Consider the following 25,339-nt stretch of genomic DNA (forward strand, 5'->3'; position numbering starts at 1 on the left):
TCATCGACCAGTCCGCGGAGTCTATGCAGGTCGAGCGGGGGTCGGAACTCCCTGTGGACGGTGCGGCTTGCCACTCCGCCCCCGGTGCTCCCCCAGCCGGCCGCGCACCAGCGCAGGGACCGCGGGCGGTCCCGGTCGGTCAACAACCCGCGGTCGCGTCGCCCGGCGCCACATCCGAGCGGGGGCGGACGGGGCACGGCTAGGGTCGCGGCCGTGCGCCCGCCCCTCACCGAAGACGACCTCGAGGCCACCGAGGGGCACCGCTCCCCCGCCGCGCACCGCGAGCTGGCCGACACCCTGCTGGGGTGGGCGACCGAGGTGCACCCCGACGACGAGGTATCCACCGCGGAGGTGCTGGCCCAGGCGGGTTGGCACCTGGACCTGGCCGGGGAGACCGACGCCGCGCTCGCCGTCTTCCGCCGGTCGTTGGCCGCCGACGGCACCGTGGAGCCCGACGTCCGCTGCTCGATCGTGGCGGTGCTGCTGGCCTCCGACCGCCCCGACGAGGCACGTGCGGTGGCCGAGGACTTCCGCCGGTCGCGCCCCGCGCCGGCCGAGTGCGCGGCGATGGCGGAGGTGTTCGAGGTGGGCGGTGACCTGGAGCAGGCGGCCCGGTGGACGGCGATCGGGCTGACCCGGCTCGAGCTGACCGTGGACGACGAGCTCGACGACTGGGAGGCGGAGTACCTGCTGCGCACCCGGGCGCGGGTGCGCGCCGCCCAGGGCCTCCCGCTGGACTGACCGTGACCGACGCCGCGCTCCCGCCCCTGCTGCTGCTCGACGTGGACGGCGTCCTCAACGCGGTGGGCGGCACGACCCCGGGCCGCGAGCGGGGGGTGTTCGCCGGCTACACCCTGTCCTGGGACCCGTCGGTGACCGGGCGGCTGGCCGAGTGGCACCGCGACGGCCGGGTGGAGCTGCAGTGGCTGACCACCTGGGCGCGCCACGCCGACGAGCTGCTGGCCGACCCGATGGGCCTGCCGCGCGGGCTGCGGGTGCACGAGCGCCCCGACGGCGCCGGGCCAACCGGGTTCACCGGCACCCTGGCCGGCGCCCCGCGCTGGTGGAAGCTGGCTGCGGCCCGCGCGGTGGTCGACGAGGACCCGAACCGCCGGGTCGTCTGGGTCGACGACGACCTCGCACTGCAGGCCGAGGACACCCAGGCCTGGTTGGCCGAGCACGGCCACGTGCTGGTGGTGGCCCCCGAGCTGGCCGAGGGGCTCACCCACGAGCACCTCGACGCCGTCGAGCGCTGGCTGGACGGCGAGTAGCCGACGACGGACGGTGCGCCCGCGGCGTGTCGCGGGTCGGTCAGCCCCAGCTGCCGGCGCGGGCCGCGGCGGTGTTCGGGTCCTCCAGCGGGCGGTTCCACCAGCGTCCGGGGGCGGTGGGCACCGGCAAGGCGGCGCGCAGCTGCTCGTGGAGGTCGTCGTCCAGGTCGGTGCTGACGTCGTCCTCACCCGGGTCGGCCCGGCGCACGAGCGCACCGACCGCCTGCACGACCAGCGTGCCCAACCCGATGAGCAACCACAGGGTGGCCAGCGCGGACAGCGGGGGGACGAACGAGCCGAGCAGCAGCGGGGCCACGACGCCCCACAGCAGGACGCGGGTCGAGACGGTGTCGGCGGGTCGGTCCACGGGGTGCTCCAGGTGAGGGGTTCCGGTCCCGGTGTGATCGGGGCGGGCGCCACCGCGGTTGAGCGGTCCTCACCCGTTCGCGGGGGGGGCCGCTAGCGTCGGGCCCGTGAGCACGCTCGAGGACTGGCAGCGTCTGGGCGCGGGGCCGCTGGGCCCCCGGTACGACCGGGCGCTGGCGATGGCCGCCGACCACCACCGCACGCAGCTGCGCAAGGGCTCGCAGGTGCCCTACCTCTCGCACCTGCTGTCGGTGAGCGCGCTGGTGCTCGAGCACGGCGGCACCGAGGACCAGGCGATCGCCGGCCTCCTGCACGACGCCGTCGAGGACGCCCCCGCGGGGCAGGGGCCCGCCGTCCTGGCGTCGATCGAGGCCGAGTTCGGCGCGGCGGTGGCCGCGATGGTCGCCGCGTGCAGTGACAACCCGAACGACGGGTCGGCCGAGCTGCCGTGGCGGCGACGCAAGGAGGCCTACGTCGCAACGCTGGTGAACAAGCCCGACGACGCCCTGCTGGTCACCGCCTGCGACAAGGTGCACAACGGGTCGCGCATCGCCGCCGACGCCGCGACCTACGGCCCGCAGTTCTTCACCCGGTTCGCCGGCGGCCGCGACGGGCTGCGCTGGTACTACGCAGCCTGCCGCGACGCGATCGCCGCCCGCATGCCCGGCGCCCCGGTCGTGCGGGCCCTGACCCGGGTGGTCGACGACCTGGCCAGGGTCGGGTAGGTCAGAACTCCTCGTAGCGCGTGGGGTCCTGGTCGTAGGTGCGGCCGTCGGGCCGGCCCAGCGCGGTGATGCGGTCCACCTCGTCGGCGGTGAGGGCCAGGTCGGCCGCGGCGAGGTTCTCGGCCTGCCGCTGCGGCCCGGCCGCCTTCGGCAACGGCAGCGCACCCCGCGCGATCGACCAGGCCAGGGCGACCTGCGCGGGAGTGGCGTCGTGGGCGGCCGCGACCTCGGCGAGCACGGGGTGGTCGAGCAGGTCGTTGCCGCGTCCCAGCGGCGTCCAGGCCTCGGTGATGATGCCGTGCTCGGCGCCGTAGGCCAGCAGCTCGGCCTGCGGGAAGTAGGGGTGCAGCTCGATCTGGTTGACCTGAGGCAGCTCGCCGGTCTCGGCCCGCAGGCGGTCGAGGTGCTCGGGTTCGAAGTTGCAGACGCCGATGGCCTTGACCAGGCCGCGGTCGCGGGCCTCGATGAGCGCGCCCCAGGCCTCGACGTACTGGTCGACGCCGGGGTTGGGCCAGTGGATGAGGTACAGGTCGAGGACGTCGAGGCCGGTGCGCAGCAGGCTCTCCTCGATCGTGGTGATCGCCTCGTCGTGGGCGTGGTGCCGGCCGGGCAGCTTCGAGGTGATGACCAGGTCGTCGCGGCGGCCGGAGTCGCGCACCGCCTTGCCCACGGCGCCCTCGTTCTCGTAGTTGAACGCCGAGTCCAGCAGGGTCCAGCCGCCGTCGATGGCCGTGCGGATCGCCTCGACGCCGTCGGTGCCGTTGAGCCGGTAGGTGCCGAGGCCGAGCGCGGGCAGGGTGAGCCCGCCGTGGGCGGTGAAGGTCTGCATGGCCTCAGTCAACCGGCGGGGTCCGACATCCGCAGAGCCTGTGGACAAGATCACCCCGGTTCGGCGATCTGCGGCACCCTGCCCGCCATGACCGCAATCCCCCGCCCCACCGTCCCCGTCACCGACCATGCCGAGCTCACCGGGCGCTGGCTCGGGCTGCTCGGGTCCGCCGGCCCGGCACCCACCCGCACGCTGCACCTGAGCTGGCTGCTGCCCGACGGCACCTCGGCGCCGCTGCTGGTGCCCATCGACGGCGTGCCCACCGAGCCCGACCGCGTCCTGCTGGAGAACGTGGTCGGCTTCCACACCGCGGTGGCCGAGGCCGAGCACGTCGCACCCGACGAGCTGCACCTCGCGCTGTACCTGGAGCGACCGGGTCCGATCGGCCCCGACGACGACGCCTGGGCTGCCGCCGTCGAGGCGGTGCTGCGCGGCCGCCACGGGGTCGACTGCAGCCTGCACGCCGGTGACGGCCGGTCGGCGACCTCGCTGCTGCCCCGGACGTCGTGGCCGCACCACCCGTGAGGCACACCCCACTTCCCCCTGCCTCACCTGGTGGCTACATTCATCGAGACTTCGTGGCCACCAGGGGGACGGCATGACGAGCATCGGGATCCGCGAGCTGCGCGACGGCCTCAGCCGGCACATCGCCGCGGTGCGGGAGGGCGAGACCATCACCGTGACCGACCACGGCACCCCGGTCGCCAGGATCGTCCCGATCGGCAAGCCCAGCGCGTTCGACCAGCTGGTGGCCGACGGCGTGATCGAGCTGCCGACAGCACCGCGCCGACCCCTGCCCGACCCCATCACGCCGGCCGACCCCACGCTGCGGCTGTCGGAACAGGTCATCGCCGACCGCGGGTGAACATCTACCTCGACACCTCCGCGCTGGTGCCCCTGATCGTCGAAGAGCCGGGCACGGCGGCCTGCCGTGAGCTGTGGGAGCGGGCGGACCTGGCCGTGAGCTCGGCGGTCACCTGGGTGGAGGCCACCGCGGCCCTCGCCCGGGCGGCGCGGCACGGCCGGCTCACGGCCGAGCAGCTGGCCACCGCACTGCAGTCGCTCGACGCCGTCTGGGCACGGGTGGCCGTCGTGCCGGCCGACGAGCAGCGGCTGGACGCGGCGGCGCAGGCCGCGCGCCGGCACGCCCTCCGGGGGTACGACGCGGTGCACTGCGCCTGCGCGGTGTCCGTCTCGGGCGACGACGTCCTCGCCGCCAGCGGGGACCAGGAGTTGCTCACCGCCTGGCGCGCCGAGGGCCTCGCCGTCGTGGACACCACCCGGTGAGCGAGCCGGAGAACCGGCTCGACCTCTACCGCTACGTCGGGTCGGCCGAGCTGAGCGCCGACTACCTGGCGATCATGCGGCTGTTCAGCTCCGGGCTGCTCATCGACCTGTCCGCCGTCGAGATCGCCGAGCGCCTGGACACCCCCGGTCTCGACGCCGACACCGTCGAGGACCGGTGCGGAGCCCTGGTCCGCTGGGGCAACCTGGTCCGTTCGGTGCGCGACGCCCGGGTGCGCACGATCGCCGACTGGAGGCACGCCCGCACCCGCTACCAGATCTCCAAACTGGGTGGCCGGGTGCAGCGCCAGGTCGAGGAGCTGCTGGCCACCACCGAGGGCGCCCGGGAGGTCGCCCGGGAGCTGCTCGCCGGTACCGCCGACCGGCTCGGGGTGATCCGGGACCTCGCCGTTGCCGAGCCCGCCGACCCCGAGCGGTTGGCCGCCGAGGTCACGACCCTGTTCAGCAACCAACGGGTGTTCCTCGACAGCCTGGCCGACTTCTACGCCTACCTGGCCACCGTGCTCTCCCGGTACGACCTGGCCGGCGACGAGTACGCCACCTTCAAGGGCGTGCTGCTGGACTACGTCGAGCTGCTGGGCTCCGACGTCACCCGGCACGCCCCGTTGGTCACCGAGCGGCTGGCCGAGCTCGAGCCCCACCTGCCCGCCGTCCTGCAGCGGCTGGCCCTGCTGCCTGGCCTGTCCGGCACCGCGGTGGAACGGCTGCCCGGCCGCCGGGCACAGGACTGGACCGAGTTCTCCGCCTGGTTCACCGGGGCGCGGTCGGGCCCGGAGCGGTTGCGCGCGGCCGCCGAGCAGGCACTGGGGCAGCTCCTCACCAACGCCAAGCGGATGGTCTCCTCGGGTGGTACCGGCCTCTCCCGCCGCGACGACCTGCTGCGGCTGGCCACGCTCTTCGCCGCACCCGGCACCGACGAGGAGACCGCGCACCGGCTGTGGGCGGCGGCGTTCGGTGCGGCCCCCGCCCGGCACCTGGCCCTCGGGCTGGAGGACGACGACGGCCGCATCCCACCGGCCACCTCCTGGTGGGACGCACCGCCGGTCGACGTCCCGGTCTCCGTGCGCGAGCAGGGTGACCGCGCGGCCCGCGGGCGCTCTGCGCGGGTACCCGACCCCGGGCTGGACCGCGAACGGCTGCTCGCCGAGGCCGCGACCGAGGCGGCCGCCCGGCGCGCCGCCGCCGGTGAGCTGGCCGCGGCCGGTCGGCTCGACGGCGCCACCCTCTCCCCCGCCGCCCGCGACCTGGTGCTCGACCAGCTGGCGCAGGTGCTCGCCGTCGACCAGCTCCTGGTCGAGCCCGCCAGCCGCACGGACGTCGACCTCGGGGTCACCCTGCACGTCGCACCCGGCGGTGCGACCGTGGTCGACTCCGCCGACGGCCGGACGACGGTCCACGGTCTCACCCTCACCGTGGAGCCGGCATGAGCGCTGGTAGGGGCACCGTCACGACCTCGGCGCACGACGCCGCGGAGCGCCGCACCGCCGCCCGGGCGCTGCTGCTCACCCCGGTGCTCACCACCGCGCAGCACCCCGACACGATGCGCCTGGTCCGCCGGCACGCACCCGCGCTGCGATCGCTGTTCGGCGCGCAGCTGGGCTACACGCTGGTCGTCGAGTCGACCTTCGCCCGCCTGCTCAAGACCGCACCCGAGCCGGGCATGCCGGTGCGCCCGGCCCGCCGGGCCGACGGCACCCCGTTCACCGCCCGCGGCTACGTCCACCTGTGCCTGGTGACCGCCGCGCTGCTGGCGCCGACGACCGGGGAGCAGGTGCTGCTGTCGAACCTGGTCGAGCAGGTCCGGGCCGACGCCGCCGGTCTGGGCATCGACATCCCCGACACGCTGACCGAGCGGCGGTCGCTGGTCGCCGCGCTCGACCTCATGGTCCGCTGGGGCGTGATCGCCGAGACCGACGGGACGGCGGCCGGCTGGGCCGAGCGGCAGGACGAAGCCTTGCTGACCGTGCACCGCCCCCTGCTGCCCTACCTGCTCACCGGCCCGCTGCCCAGCGGCGCTGACGCGCGGTCGGTGATCGACGCCGCTCCGGACCCGCAGCCCAGGCGGCGACTGCGCCGGATGCTCGCCGAGCACCCGGTCGTGCTGCGCACCGACCTGGACGCCGAGACCGCCGACGTGCTCTCCCGCGAGCGCACCGCACTCGCCGGCCAGCTGGACGACGCCTTCGGGTTGGTGCTGGAGACCCGCGCCGAGGGGGTGCTCGCGCACGACCCGGAGGCCACCCTCAGCGACGTCACCTTCCCCGGCACCGGCACCGTGCGGCAGGCCGCGCTGCTGCTGGTGGAGCAGCTGGTGATCGAGCACCTGCCCGACCCCGACGCCAAGGCCGCCACCGGCGCGCACCCGCCCTCGGTGCTGGTGCCGTGGCCCGAGGTCGACCGGCTGCTGGCGACGCTGCTGGCCGACTACGGCAAGGGGTGGAAGGCCCAGCTGCGCGACGACCCGACCCGACTCCGCGACGAGGTGCTCGACCTGCTCACGTCCCTGTCCCTGACCACCCCGAGCCCCGACGGCGTGCACGTGCACGCCGTCGCCGCGCGGTACCGCACCGAGGTGACCCACCACCGGGCCACCCCCAAGCCGGTGCCACCCGAGGAACCGGGCCTGTTCGACATCGGGGGCGCACCGTGACCGAGCGCTGGAGGCTGCACCGGGCCGGCATCCAGAACGTCTGGCACTACCTGGACACCGAGTTCGTGCTCACCGGCGGCCGCATGGTGCTGCGCGGCACGAACGGGTCGGGTAAGTCACGCGCCCTGGAGCTGCTGCTGCCCTTCCTGCTGGACGCCGACCGGCGCCGGATGGACTCCAGCGGGTCGGCCGCGGTCAACCTCGACCGGCTGATGCGGGTCGGCGACCCCGGCACCACCAACCGGGTCGGTTACCTGTGGCTGGAGTTGATCCAGGGCATGGACCGCTACCTGACCCTGGGGGCGCACCTGCGCTGGTCGGCCAACACCGGCTCGGTCACCGTCTCGTGGTTCCTCACCGAGCTGCGCGTGGGCCACGAGCTGCGACTGCTCGACCCCGACCGGCACCCACTGCGCCGCGAGGACCTCGCCCAGCTGCTCGGCCCCGATGTGCTCACCACTGTCGCCGACACCCACCGGGAGCGGGTCCGGGAGCGGGTGTTCGGGCTGGTCGACGCGCAGGCCGGCGAACGGTTCGACGGCCTCACCCAGCTGCTGCACACCCTGCGCTCCCCCGACGTCGGCAACCGGATCGACGAGGGCCGGCTGCCCGCGCTGCTGTCGGACGCGTTGCCGCCGCTGTCCCAGGCCACCCTCGACGCTGCCGGGTCCAAGCTCGACGAGATCTCCGAGACCCGCGCGCTGCAGGACCGCCTCGAGCGCAGCGTGGCCGATCTCGAGACCTTCCTCGCCGCCTACCGCCGCTACGCCCAGGGCGAGCTGGGCGCTGCCACCGACCGGACCCGGGTCGCCGTCCGGGAGCTGACCCGGGCCGAGAAGCGCGACGCCGCCACCCGCGCTGCGCTGACCACGGCCGAGTCCGACGACGCCCGGGCCGAGGCACAGCTGGCCCAGTGCCGAGAGCAGCTGGTCGAGGTGCAGGCGACCCTGGTCGGGCTGCAGCAGTCGGCCGACCGGCAGGACCTGCTGGAACGCGCCCGCACGGTGACGGCGCACCGCGGCACGGCCGACCAGGCCGCCGGCCGTGCCGACGACGCCCGCCGCGGCGAGGACGCCGCGGCCGACCGCCTGACCCGCGTGGCCCGCACCGCGATCGAGGTGGCCGGCCGGACGAGCGAGCGGATGGCAGCTCTCGCGGAGCGGGCCCGGGACGCCGGGGTGCCCGACCCGCTGCCGGGCGAGGTCGTCGTCCGGATGGTGGAGGAGGTGGGCGCCGTCGAGGCCGTGCGGCTGCAGCCCGACCTGGACGCCGAGCCGGTGGGTCGACCGACGCTGACAGGCCTGGACCTGGGCGGTGTCGACCTCGACGCCTGGCGGGCCGGTGCCGGGGTGGTCCGGCAAGCCGCGCGGGACCGCCGGCAGCAGCTCGACGCCCGATGGGCCGAGCATCGTCGACTGGCGGGGGCCGAGGGTGTCGTCGTGCAGGCCGAGCGCAGCCGGGACGACGCCGTGGGCCGCGAGCAGGAGGCCGGCCTGCGGCGGGACGATGCGGTTGACGCCGAGAACGCAGCGCGCACGTCGCTGCGGGAGCGGTGGTCCGCCTGGACCCAGGCGCCCGAGACCGTCGCGCAGCTGGGCGGGGTGGACTGGTCGGTGACGCCGGTCGGGGCCTGGCTGGCCGAGGGGCCCGACGACCTGGATGCCCTCGACGGCGCGGCCGCCGACGCCGCCGTCCCGGCGATCGAGGAGCTGCAGATCGAGGCGGCCGAGCTGCGGGTGCGGGTCCAGGAGCGCCGGATGCGGGTCACCGGGCTGGAGGCCGAGCGGACCGCGCTGCTGGCCGAGCGGGACCCCGAACCCGCCCGGCCGCCGTGGAGCGGCCCGGTCGACGGTGTCCCGCTCTGGCGGTCGGTCGACTTCCGAGCGGGCCTGACCACGGAGGTGCAGGCCGGGCTCGAGGCTGCGCTGCTGGCGTCAGGGCTGCTCACCGCGGTCGTGCGGGCCGACGGTGCGGCCGCGGACGGCGAGCTGCTGGTCGACGCCGGTGGTCCGACGGCGGCGCGCCCGCTGTCGCAGGTACTGGTGCCCGACCCCGACGGTGGCCTGCCGAGCGGACAGGTGGCCGCCGTGCTGGACCGGATCGGCTGGGGCGACCGGTCGGGCCCCTGCTGGGTCGATGCCGACGGCAGCTTCCGGCTCGGTGCGCTCACCGGCCGGCACACCGCACCGCACGCCCGGCACATCGGGACGACGGCGCGGGCCCGGCACCGGGCCGAGGAGCTGGCCCGGGTGGACGCCGAGCTGGCCGCGCTGGCCGACGAGCTGGCGAGGCTGGGGACCCGGGCGTCGTCCCTGGCGGCTGCCGTGGACGCCGTGCGGGCCCACGTGCGCACGGCCCCTCGATCGACGGCGCTGCGGGAGACGATCACCCGTCGCGGGGCCGCCGAGGCCGACGTCGCCCGGGAGGCCGCGACCGCGCAGCGGCTGGCCCGAGCGGCCGCGGAACAACGGGCGCGGTGGGACGTCGAGCAGGCCCGGCACGCCGAGCTGTGCGGCCGCCTCGGCGTGCCCGCCGACGAGCAGCGGCTGGCCACCGCCCGTGAACGCGCCGGTCAGACGACGTCCGAGGCCGAGTCCGTGTCGGTGGCGCTCGGGGACCTGGCCCGGGCGGTGCAGGCCGTCGCGGCCGAGGGGGCCGCGCTGGACGAGGCTCGCGGGAGCCGGGTGGCCGCCGAAGCCGCCGCGGAACGGGACCGGGAGCGGTGGCACGTCGCGGCGACCGAGCTGGCCGCCGCAGAGCTGGCCGCCGGCCTGGACGCCGACGCGGCCCGCGCCGAACTGCGCGCGGCCGAGCAAGCGGTGTCCGCGGCGCAGATCGCGGTGCGGGACGCCGATCGGGACCGGCTGGCCGCACTGGGCACCCTGACCCGGGCCCAGGGGGACGCCGCGACCGCGGCTGCCGCGGTGGCGCAGGCCCGGGAGGCGGCCGGGTCGGCGGACGAGCTGTTGCGACGCCGCGCCCAGCTGCCCGGGCTGGCCGAGGCGGCGGGGATCGGCGAGCTGCCGGCCGCGGGGTCGCTGGTCGACGTCCTCACCGCCGGTCTGCCCGACCCCGTGCCCGAGCCGGACCCCGACGCCTACCTCAAGGCGCTGCTGAGGCTGGAGAACCAGCGCGACCCCGGTGACTACGACCTGCTCACCCGGGTCGAGGACGGGGTGAACCTGGTCGAGATCGGTGAAGCGGCCGGACGGCGGCCCCTGCCGGCCGCGGTCGCCGAGCTGGTCCGTCGGCGGGACCTCGGGCGATCGGCGCTGACGGAGCGCGAACAGCGGGTCTTCACGACCTTCGTGCTCGGGTCGGTGGCCGACGAGCTGCGGCACCAGCTGCAGTGGTCGACGCAGCAGGTCGAGCGGATGAACGCCCGGCTGGCCGGGATCCGCACCAGCCACGGGATCGGGGTGGAGATCCGCTGGCCGCTGGCCGACGACGTCGCCGGGTCGGCCGCGCGGATCGAGGAGCTGGTGCTGCAGCGTTCCTCGGCCCGCGCGGCCGACGCGACCGCAGAGCTGACCGCGCTGCTGCGCGCGCGGGTGGAGGAGGAGCTGCGCACCGACCCGGCGCAGGGCTACGCCACGGCACTGCGGGCGGCGCTGGACCACCGGTCGTGGCACGAGGTGCAGGTCTTCATCGTCGGGCCGGGCGACGCGCCCCCCAGGAAGATCAGCCGCCGGGCGCGGCTGTCCCAGGGCGAGACCCGGGTGGTCAGCTACCTGGCCCTGTTCGCCGCGGCCGACGCGTTCTTCACCGGGTTGCCCAGCCCGGAGGCGCTGCGGCTGATCCTGCTCGACGACGCCTTCGCGAAGGTCGACGAGCGCACCATCGGCGAGCTCATGGCTCAGCTGGTGCGGCTGGACCTCGACTTCGTCATGACCGGCCATGCGCTGTGGGGGTTCGGGCCGGACGTGCCGTCGTTGGACGTGTACGAGGTGCGCCGCGCGGAAGGCACGGCGGCGATCACCACCCGGGTGCACTGGGACGGCACCACCCGGCACGTGTTCACGTGACCCTGCTCGACGAACTGGCCCACCCGTCGCTCGGCACGTTCTGGAGCGCGGCCCGGAGGCAGCTGGAGCGCACCGGCCTGGAGCCGGCCGGCACGGTCGTGGTGGAGCTGGACGACGCCGGCGCCGACCTGCTCGGCGGCGTGCTGGGGGTGCGGATGCGGCCGGGTCGCCGGCGCATCGCACTGGCCGACCTGGACGCCGTGCTGCGGGGTTCCCCGGCGGCGGTGTCGCTGGTCGAGGCGGCCATGGCGCTGCACGGGCCCCTGCGCGACCTGCCCGCCGAGCGGGCTGCTCGCGAGTCTGCCCGGGAGACGTCGGCCGCGGACTGGGCTGCGCTCGTGGCGCCGCTGTCCGGGGCGTGGGTACCGGTGTGGACCGAGGGGCTGCGGGCCGCCGGCCTGCTGCGCTCGGCCCCGGCGGCGCTGGCGGCTGCGGTCGCCGCCGTCCGCACGGTGGACGTCGACCCCCTCCCGCGCACGCTCGGTGAGCTCGCAGCCGCCGTGACCGGGGACGCGCACGGCCTCGACCCCGGACGGCGGGCGGGCGCGGTCGCCGTCCGGGGGGTGGCCGCACGGGCCGGGGAGCCCGCACCGACCACGGCGGCCGACCGCGCTCGACTGTGGGCCGAGGTCGGGGTGCGCACCGACGACGTCTCCGGGACGGCGCTCGTGCTGGGGTGGCGGCCGCCGGGGACCTCGGCGTGGGCGGTGTCGATGCGGGCGCGGGCCGACCTCGGGGTGCCGACGCACGTGACGCTGCGGGAGCTGCGGGTGGCTCCCCGGCCGTGGGCGGCACCCGACGACGTCGTGCACGCGTGCGAGAACCCGCAGGTGGTGCAGGCCGCAGCCGACCGGGTGCTGAGTGGGCCGTTGATCTGCCTGCAGGGCAACCCGTCGGCGGCTGGGTCGCTGCTGGTGGAGGGGTTGCTGGCCGACGGTGCCGTCGTCCGTTACCACGGGGACTTCGACTGGCCGGGCGTCGCGATCGCCGGCCGGGTGCTGGCAGTGGGGGCTCGGCCGTGGCGGCTGTCGGTCGTGGACTACCGGGCCGCCGTCCCGGCCGCGGGGGTGCCGCTCACCGGACGGCCCGTGGTCACCCCGTGGGACCCGGAGCTGGCCTCGGCCATGGCCGACACGGGGATCGCCGTGCACGAGGAGGCCGTCATCGACCTCCTGCTCACCGATCTGGGCTGAGGTCAGACGGCCCGGGCGCGGTCGAGGGCGGCGACCAGCTCGGGCAGCGGTACGGGGCGGCCGGCCAGCCAGCCCTGCGCGTAGGTGCACCCGACCCGGCGGACCAGCTCGAGCTGCTCGGCGGTCTCCACGCCCTCGGCGACGACGTCCAGCTCCAGCGCGTGGGCGAGGCCGACGATGCTGCGCAGCATCTGGGCCCGCCGCGGCGCCGTGGTGACGGTGGCGGTGAAGTCGGCGTCGACCTTGAGGATGTCGGCGGGCAGGGTGTCCAGGCGGCTGAGCGAGGAGTAGCCGGTGCCGAAGTCGTCGATGGCGACGAGCACCCCGACGGCCCGCAGCGAGTGCAGCGCCGACACGGCGGCCAGCGAGTCGGCGTCCAGCACGCTCTCGGTGACCTCCAGGACGGTCTCCGATGCCGGCCAGCCGGTCTCGGCCAGCACCGCCCGCACGCGGTCGGGGTAGCAGGGGTCGGCGAGCTCGAGGCCGGAGACGTTGATGCCCAGGCGCAACCGCCGTCCGGTCGAGGCGTGCAGCTCGGCCAGCTGCGTGCAGGCCGAGCGCAGCACCGCCTCCCCCAGGCGGTCGACGAGCCCGTGCTCCTCGGCCACCGCCACGAGGTCCTGGGCGGGCACCGGGCCGTGGCCGGGCCGGTGCCACCGGACGAGCACCTCGACACCGACGACCAGGCCGGTGCCCAGCTGCAGGATGGGCTGGAACTGGGTGCGCAGCTCCCCGGCGTCGAGTGCGGCAGCGAGGTCGCGGACCAGGTCGGGGGTCTCGTCGCCGTCCAGGACGCAGCGGTCCCGACCGGCGGACTTGGCCGCGAACAGCGCCCGCTCGGCCCGGCGGACGACCTGGGCGGAGCTGTCGCCCAGCACGTACTCGGCGATCCCCGCCGACAAGGCCGGTCCCGGCTTCGCGGTGCGCACGCCCTCCACGAGCGACCGGGCCTGCTGCCCGGTCATCCCGGGGAGCAGGACGGCGAACTCGTCGCCGCTGACCCGGGCCACGGCCGCGCCGGGCGGCAGGGCACGGCGCCAGGTGTCGGCGACCAGCCGCAGTGCCCGGTCACCGGCCTCGGGCCCGAGGCTGTCGTTCAGCTCCTCGAAGTGGTCCAGGTCGAGCAGGGCGACCGACAGCCGGCCACCGCTGGCGGGCAGACCGGCGACCTCGGCGTGCAGCGCGAGGTCGAGCCCGCGCCGGTTGAGCAGGTCGGTGAGCGGGTCGCGCTCGGCGGACGAGGCGCGCGCGACGAGGGTGCTGGTGACCACCCCGAGCGCGATGAGGACGGCGTCCAGGCCGACCACGGTCGCGAGCTCGACCCCGTCGCGGGTCACCAGCGCAGCGGTGGCCCCGGACAGGGCCAGCAGGGCGTGCGCGGTGGCCAGCAGCCGGTCGAAGAACAGGTAGGCGTCGAGGACGAGGAAGGACAGGACGGAGGCGGCCACGACCGCGCTCACCGGGTCGGGGGCGACCAGCACCGCACAGCTGACCAGCGCCGAGCCGACGACCAGGGGCACGTGGAAGGCGACCCGCGGCCAGCACCTACCCCACCGGTGCAGGACCGCGGCACCGACGAGGGCGGCGACGCACAGCGCGAGCAGCGCCGGGTGGAACCCCGCGCCCAGGACGACCAGCACGCCGGCGATGCCGCCCACCAGGTAGGACGTCGAGAGGGTGGCCGCCATGGCTCGGGGGGTCGCCACCTCGGGTGTGCGTCGGTGGTCCACGCCCCCAGTATTCGACACCGATCCAGTTCCGCTACAGCTGAACCGGATCCCGTGGTGCGGGCCGCGTCCCCCACTCCGCCCGGACGGCTGTCACCGGGGAGAGGAAGCGGGTGGCCAGGTGGTCGGCCGGGGCCGGGCGGTCGTAGAACCAGCCCTGCGCGAACCGGCAGCCCATCTGCTGCAGCACGGTGTGCTGCTCGGCGGTCTCCACGCCCTCGACGACCACCTCCACCGCGAGTGCGTCGGCCAGGGACAGCAGGCTGCGCAGCACCTGCACGCGGCGGGGTGAGGTGGTCAGGGTGGCGGTGAAGGTGGCGTCGACCTTGAGGTGGTCGACCGGGAGGGTGTCCAGGCGGCTCAGCGAGGAGTAGCCGGTGCCGAAGTCGTCGACGGCGGCGTGCAGGCCGGCTCTCCGGAGGGCGGCCAGGCCGTCGGTGGCCGCCGAGGACTCGGCGTCCAGGACGCTCTCGGTGATCTCCAGGACCAGCCACTCGGCGGGCCAGTCGCGCTCGGCGAGCACGGCCAGGACACGCTGGGGGTACGCCGGGTCGGTGAGCTCGCAGCCCGAGACGTTCACGCCCAGGACCAGCTGGGTCCCGGTGGTGTCGCGGATGCGGGCCAGGTCGGCGACCGCGGTGCGCAGCACGTGCTGCCCGAGTGCGCCGACCAGGCCGTGCTGCTCGGCGACCGGGACGAACACATCGGGCCCGATCGGGCCGTGCACGGGGTGGGTCCACCGGGCCAGTGCCTCCACCCCGACGCAGGCACCGGACGAGACGTCGACGACGCCCTGGTAGACGACCTGCACGTCTCCGGCGTCCAGGGCGGCCGCGAGGTCGGCGGCGAGCTCCGCGCCGGGGCCGCCGTCCAGCTCGACCCGCCCCCGCCCGGCGCGCTTGGCGTCGTAAAGAGCCCGGTCGGCGCGGCGCACGAGGTCGGCGGGGCCGTCGGCGGCCGCCAGCTCGGCGACGCCGACGGACAGCTGCCCGGCCGCGCCGACCGCGGCGCCCCGGACCAGGTCGAGGGCGTCGGTGCCGGTCACCCCGGGCAACAGCAGCGCGAACTCGTCACCGCCGTGCCGGGCGAGCACCGCCGAGCGGGGCAGCGCGCGCTGCCAGTGCTCGGCCACCGCGCACAGCAGCGCGTCGCCGGCGGCGTGGCCGGAGGTGTCGTTGACCTGCTTGAAGTGGTCGAGGTCGAGCAGCGCCGCCGACAGGGGCGTGCCGGTGCGCCGGCAGGTGTCGATCAGCTCGTCGAGCGCGTCGTCGAAGCCGCGGCGGTTGCGCAGCCCCGTGAGGGCGTCGCGGCTGGCGCTGGATGCCCGGCTGACCAGCTGTGCGGTGACCAGGGCCAGCGCGAGGACGACGACGTCGAGGGCGAGGACGGTGCCGGGGTGGACCGCCCCCTGCACGACCAGCCCCACGCTGACCGCGGTGACGGCGACGACCACGTGCGCGACGGCGACCGGTCGGGCGAAGAAGAAGTGCGCGTCGACCGCGACGAACGCCGTCATGGCGGCGACCACCACAGCGGTGGTGGGGTCGGGGGCGACGGCGGCGACCGCGGCGAGCAGGACGGCCGCCCCGCTGACCGGGACGTGGAAGACCCCGCGCGGCCAGCGGGGCAGCCACCGCGCCAGCACCCCGGCCGCGAGGAGGGCGGCGGTGCCGAAGACGACGAGGACGCCCCTGCCCGGCCCGGCCGACGACGCGCCGGCAGCCGCCCCGTAGGAGGCCACGGCGCCGAGCACGTAGAAGGTGGTGAGGGTGCGCGCGATGACGCGCGGGGTCGCCACCTCGGGCGCCTGCCACCTGCTCACACCCCGACGTTCGACCTCCGCGCCCCGCGGGACGAGCGGGATCGGCCGATCCCCTCCGTGCGGGTGAGGCTCAGCGCTGGAAGGCGTGCCAGACCGCGGAGACGTCCTCGTCGCCGTGCCCGGCGTCGGCCGCGCCGGAGTACAGGCTGGCGAGGGCGTCGAGCAGCGTGCTGTCGACACCGGGCACCTGCGCGGCGAGCCGGACGTCCTTGAGCAACCCGGTCACCTCGAAGGACGGCGTGAAGTCGCGGTCGATCACCGCCTTGCCCTTCATCTGCAGGTAGGGCGTGTCGACGGCGCTGCCCTCGATGGCCGCCAGCAGGTCGGCGGGGTCGACGCCGAGCTTGTCGGCGAGGGTCAGCGACTGGCCGATGCCGGCGGTGACGGTGGCGATCCAGGCGTTGGCGGCGATCTTCAGCGCGGACGCCTTCGGGGGTGCGCCGAGCCGGACGGTCTTGACGGAGATGGCGTCGAGGACGGGCTGGACGGCGTCGACGTCGGCGTCGTCCCCTGCCACGAGGGCGGTGAGCTTGCCCTGCTCGGCGGGGGCCTTGGTGCCGAGCACGGGGGCGTCGAGGAACCGGACGCCGGCATCGGTCGCCCGCTGCGCGAACTCCTCCGCGGCGTCGGGGCCGGTGGTGGAGGACTGCATCCAGATGGCGCCCTCGCGCATGGCCGGCAGTACGTCGTCGGCGACCGACCGCACGGAGTCGGCGTCGAAGAGCATGGTGAGGACGGCGTCCGCGCCCTCGACCGCCTCGGCCGCGGTCGCGGCGGCCCGGTCACCGAAGGGCTCGGCCTTCTCCGGGCTGCGGTTCCACACCCGGACGTCGAGGCCGGCGTCCACGAGCCGCTGCGCCATGGCAGCTCCCATCGTGCCGAGCCCGAGCACCGCTACCGACTGCACTGCCACTGTTCTCTCCTCAGGTCTGTTGTGGCCTCAGTCTTCGGGCACCTCGGTCGCTTCGCACACCCAGGCGCTGAACACCGGGACGCCGTGCCACGGCCCGCCCTCGTGGTCCAGTGCGACGGCGACGACGGCGTGCGGGTGCCCGAAGCGGAGCGTGACCTCGCGCAGCAGCCCGGGCCGCATGGGCGGCGGGCCGCTGGCGCGGAGGGCCAGCACGCTGACCGCAGCCGCCCGGAACCCGGTCCTGCTGAACTCCGCCGTCGCCACCTGCTTGACCTCGGCCTCCAGCGGACTGCCCGGCGGCAGCAGGGCCAGGAGAGCCGCCGCGCCGTCGGCGATGCCGGGCTGGCGCACGAGGTCGTGCGTGCTGTCGGCCTCCCAGGCCGGGAGGTAGGCGTGCACCTGGGCCATCCGGTCCTGCGGCAGGGGCACCTCGCGCTCGGTGACGGCGATGACCGGCCCGTCACCCAGTGGCAGGTCGAAGGGGTCGACGACTGCCACTGGGTGCCGGCTCGCCGCCCTGGTCGCGAGTTCGTGGGCCATGGCGAGCACGTCGGCGGGCGCCACGCCGGGGTCGGCCGCGACGGTCGCGACCAGGAGGTCGGTGGCGGCGCGGTGCACGACGAGCGCGACGTCGCCGGCGGTCGAGGTGCGGACGACGGACCGCTCGCTGTCCCGGGCGGCGCTCAGCACGCGCCGGACACCGTCCGCGAGCGGCGCACCCGCGCCCAGCAGACGCGCCGGGACGACGTCCAACGGCGTGGACCACGAGACGTCGAGGGCCAGGGCGTTGGCGAGGAGCAGCAGCGCGCCCTCGACATCCACGGGGAAGGTGTCGACCTGGCCGTCGGTGGCCCGCCGCGCCCACTCGTCGGCCTCGGCCTGGGTGGGGATGCGGGTGTCGAACGTCGTCCCGGCGGGGAGGGCGCCGGCCCACTCGACGATCGCCGCGGTGGTGACGTCGAGGTCGGCCCAGGCCGCGGCCTCGGCGTGCACGGCGGCGTGCGGCGAGCCGAGCAGCTCGGCGACCAGCCGGACGGCGTCGTCGACCGGCACGCCGAGGGCATCGGTGAGGCGGTCGGCGACGGGCGAGCCGGGTTCCGCTGCCGGTGCGGCGAGGGCCACCAGCAGCCAGGCCCCCAGCGGCGACGCGACCCAGTGCTCACCCTCGACCGCGCGGTGGAAACGCTCGGCGTAGCGGCGGACCAGGCTGGGCAGCTGCTGATCAACCGGCGTCGAAAGCCCGAGCTCGTCCGGAGACCGTCGTGCGGGCAGCTTCGGCGTCATGGGACCACCCTGCCCGGTCGCTACCGGCGACGTCGACCGATGGTCGGACCGGGGAACGGCGTGCGCGGGTCCGGATCCAGTCAGCCATCGAGGGTCCCGGCCGGGGCGATCCACCGCTGCAGGAAGCCCGGGTGGACACGGGCGACGTGCTCGAAGTCGCGGTCGTAGTGCAGTACCGCAGCCCGGTTGGCGACGGCGTACGCCGCGATCACGGTGTCCAGAGCGCCGACGGCGCGGAACAACCCGTTGCGGAAGAGGGCTCCCTGGATGTCGAGGACGTCGGTCGCCGACGGGTGCACGCTGCACTGCGCGAAGGCGGCCAGGGCCCCGGCAACCACGTCGTGGTCTGCCGCGCTGCGTGCGCTGAACCCGGCTTCCGCAGCGACAGGCGCGCACACCAGCAGAGCCTCCGCCCCGTGAGCAGCTCGGATCCGGTCCACCTCGGCCCGCACCGGAGGTTGGCGCATGCGCTGCCAGACGCTGTTGTCGACGATGAACCGCGACAGCGCCACCTCGTCGGTCACGGTGAAGGGTGGACCTTGTGCGGGTCGGGGTCGAGGTCGAGGTCGAGCGCAGCGAGGGCGTCGAGCGCAGCGGTCTGCCGCCGCAGGGCAACCAGCTCACGGAGAGCCTCGTGCACCGTGGCCTTGGTCGTCGTCGTGCCGAGGAGTTCACGGGCCTGCGCCAGCAGTTCCTTGTCGATGTCCACCGTCGTGACGGTCACGCCAACCTCCTCTATGCATGGAACGACCACATCGTATTCAGGAACCTGCGATCAGTCGAACCAGAGGTCCCACCGCGGCTGGGCGCACTGCACCGGCCCGAGCCGACCCCCGCCGGCACGGGTCCAGCTCGCCGATCCCCCAGGGCCGGTCCGGTTCGCCGTGCATGCCGGTGGGGATCAGCGACCACAGCCCGGTGCCGGGGTGGGCTCCGGCGTGCGGCGGCGGACGAGCGGCATGCGGACAGCGGGCCAGTCGGGCGTCGTCCACAAGGGCCCCCGCGAGGGGTTCGCGCTCTGCCACCCTGCGGCCGTGCCGACTCCCCCACCGCACCCCGGCTCCTCGTCCGAGGAGCTGACGGCGCGGACGCGGCGGGGTGCGGAAGCGGTACAACGGGCCGGAGATGACGGTGCGCCGACGGCTGCACGCGGCGGAACTGGTGAAGCTGGAGACCAACCAGCTGCGCGACCTCTCCGTCACCGCCCAGCTCGGGGGGATGGGCTGGACCGTCCTCCGCTTCTGGGAGCACGAGGACCCGGACGACGTCGCCGCCGCGGTCACTCGCCGGGTGCGCCTGCTGAGATGGACCCCCACCCCTCGACATCGGAGGCACCGTGACCGTGGACCGCCTGGACCGAGCCGTCGGCGCCGTCGTCGGGTCCGCCGTGGGCGATGCCCTGGGCGCACCGTTCGAGTTCGGCCCGCCCGGCCAGTTCTCCGCGCGCTTCCCCGAGGGCCACGCTGGCGGCGACGAGATGTGCGGCGGCGGATCGCTCGGGTGGGCGCCCGGCGAGTTCACCGACGACACCCAGATGGCCATCGCGCTGGCCACCTCGCTGGTGGAACGCGGCGGGCTCGACGAGGCCGACGTGTTCGACCGGTTCCGCCGCTGGGCCGCCGCCGACCCGCCGGACATCGGCAACCAGACCCGCGCGGTCATGGGCTCGGGCCGACCGTGGGACGTTGCCGCGGCCGAGCACTTCGCCCGCTCGGGCCACGCCGCCGGCAACGGCTCGCTGATGCGGACGACGCCCGCCGCCGTCTTCTTCGCCCGCCACGGCCGGGACGCCACCATGGACGCCGCCCGCCGCATCTCGGCACTCACCCACGGCGACCCGTCGGCCGGCGAGGGCTGCGCGGTCTTCCACGAGCTGGTGCGGGCGGCCCTGGACGGCGAGGACCCGCTGGCCGCCATCCCCGAGGCGCTGGACCACGTCACTGCCGAGCACCGGGAGCGGTGGGCCACCGTGCTCGACCCGGCCTGGACGCCGGCCGACGCCACCGAGGGCAACGGCGCCGTGTGGCCGACGCTGGGTCAAGCCGCGTGGGCGCTGCGCGGTGCGACGTCGCTGCCGGAGGTGCTGCGCCGGGTCATCGACCTGGGCGGCGACACCGACACGGTCTCCGCGGTCGCCGGTGGCCTGGCTGGCGCGGTGTTCGGCGCCGAGGGCATCCCGGAGCGGTGGACGGCGGTCCTGCACGGCCGGGTGCCGGGGCTCGGTGACCACCGGTGGACCGGGCAGGACCTGCGCAACCTGGCGATGAGGCTTGCGGGAGGCTGACTACTCGCAGCCCACCCCGTCGTTGTCGCGGTCGAACTTGGACTGCCATCCCGGGTCGCCCGGGTAGATCGGTGCCGCGCCTGCTGCTCGGACGGCGTCGCAGTTCTTGTAGTAAGGCGCCGCGCCATCCCCACCAGCACCTGAACCGCTGCCCGAGGACGGGACTGCTGGCGCGGGCGCGGGCGCGGGCACCGGGACCGGCGCCGTCCAGGTGTAGGAGCAGTCCGCCGTGACGGTCTGGCCGGCGACGTCGGTCAGCACGGCCCGGACGACGAAGGTGCCCGCCGACGGGTACCGGTGCGTGAAGATCGCACCCAGGTTCTGGTCGTCGTTGGTGTAGACCTCGCCGTCTCCGTAGTCGATGGTCACCTGGTAGGGCGCGGTGGCCACGATCTGCTGGCCGAACACGGGCGTGGAGCCCGACCCGGCACCGGGGCAGGTCATCGACATGACGGGCGCCGGCGGCAACGCCGGGGCCGTGGTGGTCGGGGCAGCCGTGGTGGTGGGCGCGGCGGTGGTCGCGCGCGGTGTCGTGGGCGCGGCCGTCGACGGCGACGCGGCAACCTGCTCCGGCGCGGCCTCGGCGTCGGCCGCGGGAGCGAGCGATCCCCCAATGCCCGTCACCACGAAGCCGGCGGCGGCGACGCCGGCCGCAGCGCGTCGGCTGGCGATGCCCAACCCGGCGACCTTGCCCCGGAGCAGGGCCCAGGCCCCGACCGCCAGCACGACCAGACCGAGGGCGCTCAGGCCGCCGCTCAGTCCACCGGCCACGAAGGCCGACAGCACGAACAGCGCCACCAGCCCGAGGAGGACCAACCGCCTCCTGCTCGGATCACCACCCGGCGCCTTCGACGGTCCGTCCTGTCCCCCGCGTCCCCACGTCATGCCCGCAGTCTGCATCGAAACTGCACCGTTTGGTTCCACCAACCGATGCGCGTCGTACCCGTCGCACCACCCATCCCACGGGTCCGTCCTGCATCGCGGTCGACTGGTCGTCGGGCTCGTTGCGCCCCGGTAGGACCATTGACGACCGCCGCCTCGCGGAACCCGCGTCACGAGGACGATGCCGCTGGACCTCAGCCCAGCCCGAACGCGTCGGCGAGCCTGTCCAGAGTGAACTTGTTGCGCAGCTTGCATGCGCTGTTCTGGTTGGCGAACATGCCCTTCGCCCACACGGCGTCGCTCCGGTCGCGGGTCTCCGCCCACTGCACCCCGACGACGAACTCGCGGGCGTCCTCCCCCGTGGGCAGGTCCTGGTGCTGGTACGCGGCCCGCAGAGGCAGGTCAGCCAGACGTGTCGCCTCACCGTCGGACACGGCGAGCGCCTCGTCGAACGGTCTCGCCGTCGCGGTCACGGTGCCCACCCCGACGTACCCGGTGCCGGGGATGCAGGCGAAGACCCTGGCCCCGACCGGGAGCTTGCGCAGCGTCCTCGAGAACCACTCCCCGCCGCCGGCGGACACGAACCCGTACTCCCGGGCGTCGTCCCAGCTCCGCAGGCCGCTCTCCTCGCCGAAGCTGACGTACCAGTCGAGCTCGTTCCAGGGCTCGCGCGTGCCCCCCGCTGCCCCTGCGCCCCGTTTGGGTTGGGTGCGGGCCTCGTCCATCAACCAGGTGCGGGCCAGGTAGGACCGTCCGTCGTCGACGAAGTAGCGGAAGAAGACGACGTTGATGGGCAGGTTGAACTCGGCGAGGTACTCGACGATGCGCTCGGTGGCCGAGTCCACCTCGGCCGCTACGACCGTCAACCGGTGCGCGGAGTTGAGCTCGTCGGGCAGCTCAGTCCCGAACGTCGACGCCCACTCCACCTCGAAGGCGACATCCGGCTTGTACGCACGGAAGATGTCCAGGACGTCGTCGTGGGAGAGCGTGCGGGCCCAGGAGCCGTAGTCGAGCGCCTGGGCGACCACGTCCCGAGGGGTCTTGTCCTTCTTCAGCTCCAGGACGTGGATCGCGCCGTCGTCGTCCACGGCGAGGAGGTCGACGAACGTGCCGTGTGCGGTGGGGACCTGCCGCCCGATCAACATCAGAGGCGTGCCCAGGATCGTGGGGTCCGCCTCGATCATGGTCTCCAGCTGGGACTCCAGCGGCACGCCCTGCGGGGACAGCCGCGTCGGGGCACCGCTGTCCACCCGCCACAACCCCATCTCGGTGGGCATCGTTCAGTCCTTCTCGACGATCGATAGGTCGACCGCCTCGGCGGCACCCTCCAGTGCCGTCGCGACCGCTTCGAACTCGGCGAGCGCCGCGGTCAGGTCATCGACGATCTCCCGGGCGATGACCTCCGGCGCCGGCAGGTTGTCCAGGTCGTCGAGCGAGGCGTCCTTGAGCCAAGTGATGTCCAGGTTCGCCTTGTCGCGCGCGACGAGCTCGTCGTATCCGAACGACCGGAACCGCTCGCTCTCCACCCGCTCACCCCGGGCGCCTGCGCGGTAGCTGTCGACGAAGTCGTCGAGGTGCTGACGGCGCAGCGGGTTCTGCTTGAGCGTGAAGTGCTCGTTGGTGCGCAGGTCGTAGACCCACAGCCGTTCGGTCCACGGGTGATCGGCGGCCGGCCGCTTGTCGAAGAAGAGCACGTTCGCCTTCACGCCTTGGGCGTAGAAGATCCCGGTCGGCAGCCGCAGGAGCGTGTGCAGGTCGTAGTCGCGGAGCAGCTTGCGGCGAATGGTCTCGCCAGCACCGCCCTCGAAGAGCACGTTGTCCGGCAGGACGACGGCCGCGCGACCGTTCATCGCCAGGATGGTGGCGATGTGCTGCAGGAAGTTGAGCTGCTTGTTCGCCGTGGTGACGACGAAGTCCTGCCGCTCGATCTCCCGGTCCTCGCGCGCCTCGCGGCCGTCCGCGCCGACCATGGTCAGCGAGGACTTGCGCCCGAACGGCGGGTTGGACAGGACGACGGAGTAGCGCCGGCCGGGGTCGGCGAGCAGGGCGTCCTTGACCTCGATGAGGCTCTCCCCCACCGACCGCCCGATGCCGTGCAGCAGCAGGTTCATCGCGGCCAGCCGGGCGGTGCCGTCGACGAGTTCGACGCCGTGCGCGAAGTCGTCACGGAGGTGGTCGCGCTCCTCGGGCGTGAGGTCCTCGGCGTGCCGGGCGGCGTGCTCGTGGGCGACGAGGAGGAAGCCGCCGGTACCGGCGGCTGGGTCGATGATCCGGTCCCGGGCGGTCGGCTGCAGGCAGTCGACCATCGCCTGGATCAGCGGTCGCGGGGTGAAGTACTGGCCGGCACCGGACTTGATGTCCTCCGCGCCCTTGGCGAGCAGCGACTCGTAGGCGTCGCCCTTGATGTCCACACCGGACGCCGACCAGTTCTCCTTGTCGATCAGGTCGACGACGAGGCGCTTGAGCTTGGCCGGGTCCTGGATGCGGTTCTGCGCCTTGCGGAAGACCACACCGAGGACGCCGGGCTGCCGGGCGAGGTCCTGCAGGATGCGCCGGTAGACGTCTTCGAGCTCGTCCCCGTCGGCGTCGAGCAGCCGCTGCCAGGAGCAGTTGGCCGGGACGATCTTCTCCGGCTTGAGCGGTCGGTTCTCCCGCTCGTGCGCCATCTTGAGGAAGAGCAGGTAGGTGAGCTGCTCGGTGTACTCGATGGTCGAGACGCCGTCGTCGCGCAGGACGTTGCAGTAGCTCCAGAGCTTGTCGACCAACCGCCGTGCTTCGGTCACCGGTCACCCTCGTCGCTCGTCACCCCGGAGACGTTACGGGCCACTACCGGGGCAACCCGGCGAACCTCGTCCATGAGTCCCGGGTACGGGTCCGCCAGCGGCCGACGGGTCGATCGAGCCGCTGTCCGGAGCTGCCGGAGCTGCTCGCCCGCCAGGTAGTAGCGCCCCCTGGTCTGCCCGACCGGGTCGAGCAGACCGAGATCGGCGAGGTGGGCGAGGTCGCGGGTCGCGGTGCGCTGCTCCAGCTCGGTGCGTTTGATGTAGGTGCTGCGCTGCACGCGCAGCCCCAGCACGGCATCGAAGAGCGGATCGGAGACCCGCTCGGGCAGGCGGTGCTGGATGATCAGGGCGTCCAGCGCCGTCCACAGCTCCTCTGCTTCTGCGAAGCGGCGTTGCAGCGTCTGCGCCTGCATGTGGTGGGCGCGCAAATTGAACTTCAGCCAGAGATGGGCGTCGTTCTCCGGATGCCACGCGCCTTGGCCGGTGGCCGCGAGCACGCGGTAGTAGTCGCTGGTGTTGGCACCCAGCCACTCCTCGATGCTGGAGAACGTCGGTTCGATCACCGAGTCCTGCGCGAGCACCATCGTCTGGAGAGCCCGAGCCATCCGGCCGTTGCCGTCGCGGAACGGGTGGATCATCACCAGGTTCAGGTGCGCCATGGCTGCTCGGACCAGCGGATCGACGTCGCGGTCGGTGTTCAGGCCGGCGACGAGGGCATCCATCAGCTCGGGAACCAGGTCGCTGTCGGGGCCCTCGTAGACGGTGGTGTCGGTGACGTCGTCCCGGACGTACACGGCGCGCTGACGGTACTGCCCCGGGCTCTTGGTCAGGTCGTGCTCCAGGAGCATGAAGTGCATGGCGCGCAGCGTCATCGGGTCGACCCGGAAGCCGGGGCTGGTGGCCACCTGCAGCACGTAGGTGAGCACCCGGCGGTAGCCGAGGATCTCCGCCCAGGTCTGCTGGTCGGCCGTCAACGGCGCTTCGTCCTCGACGGCGGCCGCCGCGTCCTGATCGCTGACGGAGTAGCCCTCGATGCTGTTGGAGCCCTGGATGGCGCGTGCTTGTGTCGTTCGCCGGAGGCCGCCACCCCAGCGCCGCGGGGCGCGCAGGACGGAGGCGAGCTCACGGCGCATGCCGTGCACGCCCTCGATCGTCTGGTGGTCGTCCAGGTCGAGCTCGGGGATGGCGAAGAGTCGAGTCATGTCCCTATGTCCCAATCGTTGAGACAGCAACGCTAACGCAGGTGCGCTGATGTCTCAATGTTCAGGACATCAGGACAT

23 protein-coding genes and 1 pseudogene are annotated in these 25,339 nt (G+C 74.4%); 11 read left to right on the plus strand and 13 right to left on the minus strand.

Features of this window, described 5'->3' with window-relative positions; genetic code table 11:
* Window positions 1-213 precede the first annotated feature (213 nt).
* Together TEK04_RS16815 and TEK04_RS16820 are read left to right on the plus strand one after the other, a co-directional pair.
* On the plus strand, window positions 214-741 hold the full coding sequence (locus TEK04_RS16815) for a hypothetical protein (protein WP_336405506.1): 528 nt from the start codon (window positions 214-216) through the stop codon (window positions 739-741).
* A gap of 2 nt (window positions 742-743) precedes the next feature.
* Entirely contained in the window at window positions 744-1,271 is a 528-nt protein-coding gene (locus TEK04_RS16820) for an HAD domain-containing protein (protein ID WP_336405507.1), read from the plus strand.
* Between the two features lie 40 nt (window positions 1,272-1,311).
* On the opposite strand, the gene TEK04_RS16825 is transcribed toward TEK04_RS16820, so the two are convergent.
* Window positions 1,312-1,638 carry a hypothetical protein gene (locus TEK04_RS16825; RefSeq protein ID WP_336405508.1) on the minus strand — a complete coding sequence of 109 codons (327 nt, stop codon included), beginning with the start codon at window positions 1,636-1,638 and terminating at the stop codon, window positions 1,312-1,314.
* Between the two features lie 106 nt (window positions 1,639-1,744).
* Between TEK04_RS16825 and TEK04_RS16830 the strand changes: the two genes are divergently transcribed.
* On the plus strand, window positions 1,745-2,362 hold the full coding sequence (locus tag TEK04_RS16830; RefSeq protein WP_336405509.1) for an HD domain-containing protein: 618 nt from the start codon (window positions 1,745-1,747) through the stop codon (window positions 2,360-2,362).
* A 1-nt stretch (window position 2,363) separates the two neighbouring features.
* Here the strand turns inward: TEK04_RS16830 and TEK04_RS16835 are convergent, their stop codons facing one another.
* Window positions 2,364-3,191, minus strand: coding sequence for an aldo/keto reductase (locus tag TEK04_RS16835; protein WP_336405510.1), 828 nt, complete (start codon window positions 3,189-3,191; stop codon window positions 2,364-2,366).
* A gap of 87 nt (window positions 3,192-3,278) precedes the next feature.
* On the opposite strand from TEK04_RS16835, the gene TEK04_RS16840 reads away from it, so the two are divergent.
* The 7 genes from TEK04_RS16840 to TEK04_RS16870 all read left to right on the plus strand — a co-directional run bounded on the left by TEK04_RS16840 (window position 3,279) and on the right by TEK04_RS16870 (window position 12,364).
* Entirely contained in the window at window positions 3,279-3,716 is a 438-nt protein-coding gene (locus tag TEK04_RS16840) for a hypothetical protein (RefSeq protein ID WP_336405511.1), read from the plus strand.
* A gap of 73 nt (window positions 3,717-3,789) precedes the next feature.
* The gene (locus TEK04_RS16845; protein ID WP_336405512.1) at window positions 3,790-4,056 is read left to right on the plus strand and encodes a type II toxin-antitoxin system Phd/YefM family antitoxin; all 267 of its coding nucleotides are present in this window, start codon (window positions 3,790-3,792) and stop codon (window positions 4,054-4,056) included.
* Window positions 4,053-4,478: a type II toxin-antitoxin system VapC family toxin gene (locus TEK04_RS16850; RefSeq protein ID WP_336405513.1), complete on the plus strand. Its 426-nt coding sequence runs from the start codon at window positions 4,053-4,055 to the stop codon at window positions 4,476-4,478. The genes TEK04_RS16845 and TEK04_RS16850 overlap by 4 nt, the downstream gene beginning before the upstream one ends.
* Window positions 4,475-5,923 carry a DUF2397 domain-containing protein gene (locus TEK04_RS16855; protein ID WP_336405514.1) on the plus strand — a complete coding sequence of 483 codons (1,449 nt, stop codon included), beginning with the start codon at window positions 4,475-4,477 and terminating at the stop codon, window positions 5,921-5,923. Before TEK04_RS16850 ends, TEK04_RS16855 begins: the two co-directional genes overlap by 4 nt.
* Window positions 5,920-7,146: a TIGR02678 family protein gene (locus tag TEK04_RS16860; RefSeq protein WP_336405515.1), complete on the plus strand. Its 1,227-nt coding sequence runs from the start codon at window positions 5,920-5,922 to the stop codon at window positions 7,144-7,146. The genes TEK04_RS16855 and TEK04_RS16860 overlap by 4 nt, the downstream gene beginning before the upstream one ends.
* On the plus strand, window positions 7,143-11,171 hold the full coding sequence (locus TEK04_RS16865) for an SbcC/MukB-like Walker B domain-containing protein (RefSeq protein ID WP_336405516.1): 4,029 nt from the start codon (window positions 7,143-7,145) through the stop codon (window positions 11,169-11,171). The genes TEK04_RS16860 and TEK04_RS16865 overlap by 4 nt, the downstream gene beginning before the upstream one ends.
* The gene (locus TEK04_RS16870) at window positions 11,168-12,364 is read left to right on the plus strand and encodes a TIGR02679 family protein (protein ID WP_336405517.1); all 1,197 of its coding nucleotides are present in this window, start codon (window positions 11,168-11,170) and stop codon (window positions 12,362-12,364) included. Before TEK04_RS16865 ends, TEK04_RS16870 begins: the two co-directional genes overlap by 4 nt.
* Before the next feature lie 2 nt (window positions 12,365-12,366).
* Here the strand turns inward: TEK04_RS16870 and TEK04_RS16875 are convergent, their stop codons facing one another.
* The 7 genes and pseudogenes from TEK04_RS16875 to TEK04_RS16905 form a co-directional block, all read right to left on the minus strand.
* Complete coding sequence (locus TEK04_RS16875; RefSeq protein ID WP_336405518.1) at window positions 12,367-14,070, minus strand: putative bifunctional diguanylate cyclase/phosphodiesterase; 1,704 nt, start codon at window positions 14,068-14,070, stop codon at window positions 12,367-12,369.
* 55 nt (window positions 14,071-14,125) lie between these two features.
* Window positions 14,126-15,913 (minus strand): putative bifunctional diguanylate cyclase/phosphodiesterase, encoded by a 1,788-nt coding sequence (locus tag TEK04_RS16880; protein WP_336405519.1) that lies wholly within the window; start codon window positions 15,911-15,913, stop codon window positions 14,126-14,128.
* Between the two features lie 70 nt (window positions 15,914-15,983).
* Window positions 15,984-16,379: an NAD-binding protein gene (locus TEK04_RS16885; protein ID WP_336405567.1), complete on the minus strand. Its 396-nt coding sequence runs from the start codon at window positions 16,377-16,379 to the stop codon at window positions 15,984-15,986.
* Window positions 16,374-16,829 (minus strand): annotated as a pseudogene (locus TEK04_RS16890) (NAD(P)-dependent oxidoreductase); the annotation flags it as partial. The gene TEK04_RS16885 and the pseudogene TEK04_RS16890, both read right to left, overlap by 6 nt.
* Window positions 16,830-16,853: 24 nt before the next feature.
* Entirely contained in the window at window positions 16,854-18,110 is a 1,257-nt protein-coding gene (locus TEK04_RS16895; RefSeq protein WP_336405520.1) for a hypothetical protein, read from the minus strand.
* An 80-nt stretch (window positions 18,111-18,190) separates the two neighbouring features.
* Complete coding sequence (locus TEK04_RS16900; RefSeq protein ID WP_336405521.1) at window positions 18,191-18,634, minus strand: PIN domain-containing protein; 444 nt, start codon at window positions 18,632-18,634, stop codon at window positions 18,191-18,193.
* Entirely contained in the window at window positions 18,631-18,834 is a 204-nt protein-coding gene (locus TEK04_RS16905) for a type II toxin-antitoxin system VapB family antitoxin (RefSeq protein ID WP_336405522.1), read from the minus strand. The genes TEK04_RS16900 and TEK04_RS16905 overlap by 4 nt, the downstream gene beginning before the upstream one ends.
* Window positions 18,835-19,446: 612 nt before the next feature.
* Here TEK04_RS16905 and TEK04_RS16910 point away from each other — a divergent pair.
* Complete coding sequence (locus tag TEK04_RS16910; protein ID WP_336405523.1) at window positions 19,447-20,394, plus strand: ADP-ribosylglycohydrolase family protein; 948 nt, start codon at window positions 19,447-19,449, stop codon at window positions 20,392-20,394.
* Here the strand turns inward: TEK04_RS16910 and TEK04_RS16915 are convergent, their stop codons facing one another.
* The 4 genes from TEK04_RS16915 to TEK04_RS16930 all read right to left on the minus strand — a co-directional run bounded on the left by TEK04_RS16915 (window position 20,395) and on the right by TEK04_RS16930 (window position 25,261).
* Window positions 20,395-21,210 carry an excalibur calcium-binding domain-containing protein gene (locus tag TEK04_RS16915; protein WP_336405524.1) on the minus strand — a complete coding sequence of 272 codons (816 nt, stop codon included), beginning with the start codon at window positions 21,208-21,210 and terminating at the stop codon, window positions 20,395-20,397.
* Window positions 21,211-21,470: 260 nt separating this feature from the next.
* Entirely contained in the window at window positions 21,471-22,553 is a 1,083-nt protein-coding gene (locus tag TEK04_RS16920) for a DUF8606 domain-containing protein (protein WP_336405525.1), read from the minus strand.
* 3 nt (window positions 22,554-22,556) lie between these two features.
* Window positions 22,557-24,059, minus strand: coding sequence for a class I SAM-dependent DNA methyltransferase (locus TEK04_RS16925; protein ID WP_336405526.1), 1,503 nt, complete (start codon window positions 24,057-24,059; stop codon window positions 22,557-22,559).
* Window positions 24,056-25,261 carry a Fic family protein gene (locus TEK04_RS16930; RefSeq protein ID WP_336405527.1) on the minus strand — a complete coding sequence of 402 codons (1,206 nt, stop codon included), beginning with the start codon at window positions 25,259-25,261 and terminating at the stop codon, window positions 24,056-24,058. The genes TEK04_RS16925 and TEK04_RS16930 overlap by 4 nt, the downstream gene beginning before the upstream one ends.
* Window positions 25,262-25,339: the final 78 nt, after the last annotated feature.

This window comes from Klenkia sesuvii (genome assembly GCF_037083825.1).
GTDB lineage: Bacteria > Actinomycetota > Actinomycetes > Mycobacteriales > Geodermatophilaceae > Klenkia > Klenkia sesuvii.

Coding starts and splice junctions, on each gene's coding strand:
- TEK04_RS16835 (WP_336405510.1), bottom strand. CDS start 3,191: ATGCAGACCTTCACCGCCCACGGCGGGCTCACCCTGCCCGCGCTCGGC.
- TEK04_RS16840 (WP_336405511.1), top strand. CDS start 3,279: ATGACCGCAATCCCCCGCCCCACCGTCCCCGTCACCGACCATGCCGAG.
- TEK04_RS16845 (WP_336405512.1), top strand. CDS start 3,790: ATGACGAGCATCGGGATCCGCGAGCTGCGCGACGGCCTCAGCCGGCAC.
- TEK04_RS16860 (WP_336405515.1), top strand. CDS start 5,920: ATGAGCGCTGGTAGGGGCACCGTCACGACCTCGGCGCACGACGCCGCG.
- TEK04_RS16895 (WP_336405520.1), bottom strand. CDS start 18,110: ATGACGCCGAAGCTGCCCGCACGACGGTCTCCGGACGAGCTCGGGCTT.
- TEK04_RS16920 (WP_336405525.1), bottom strand. CDS start 22,553: ATGCCCACCGAGATGGGGTTGTGGCGGGTGGACAGCGGTGCCCCGACG.
- TEK04_RS16930 (WP_336405527.1), bottom strand. CDS start 25,261: ATGACTCGACTCTTCGCCATCCCCGAGCTCGACCTGGACGACCACCAG.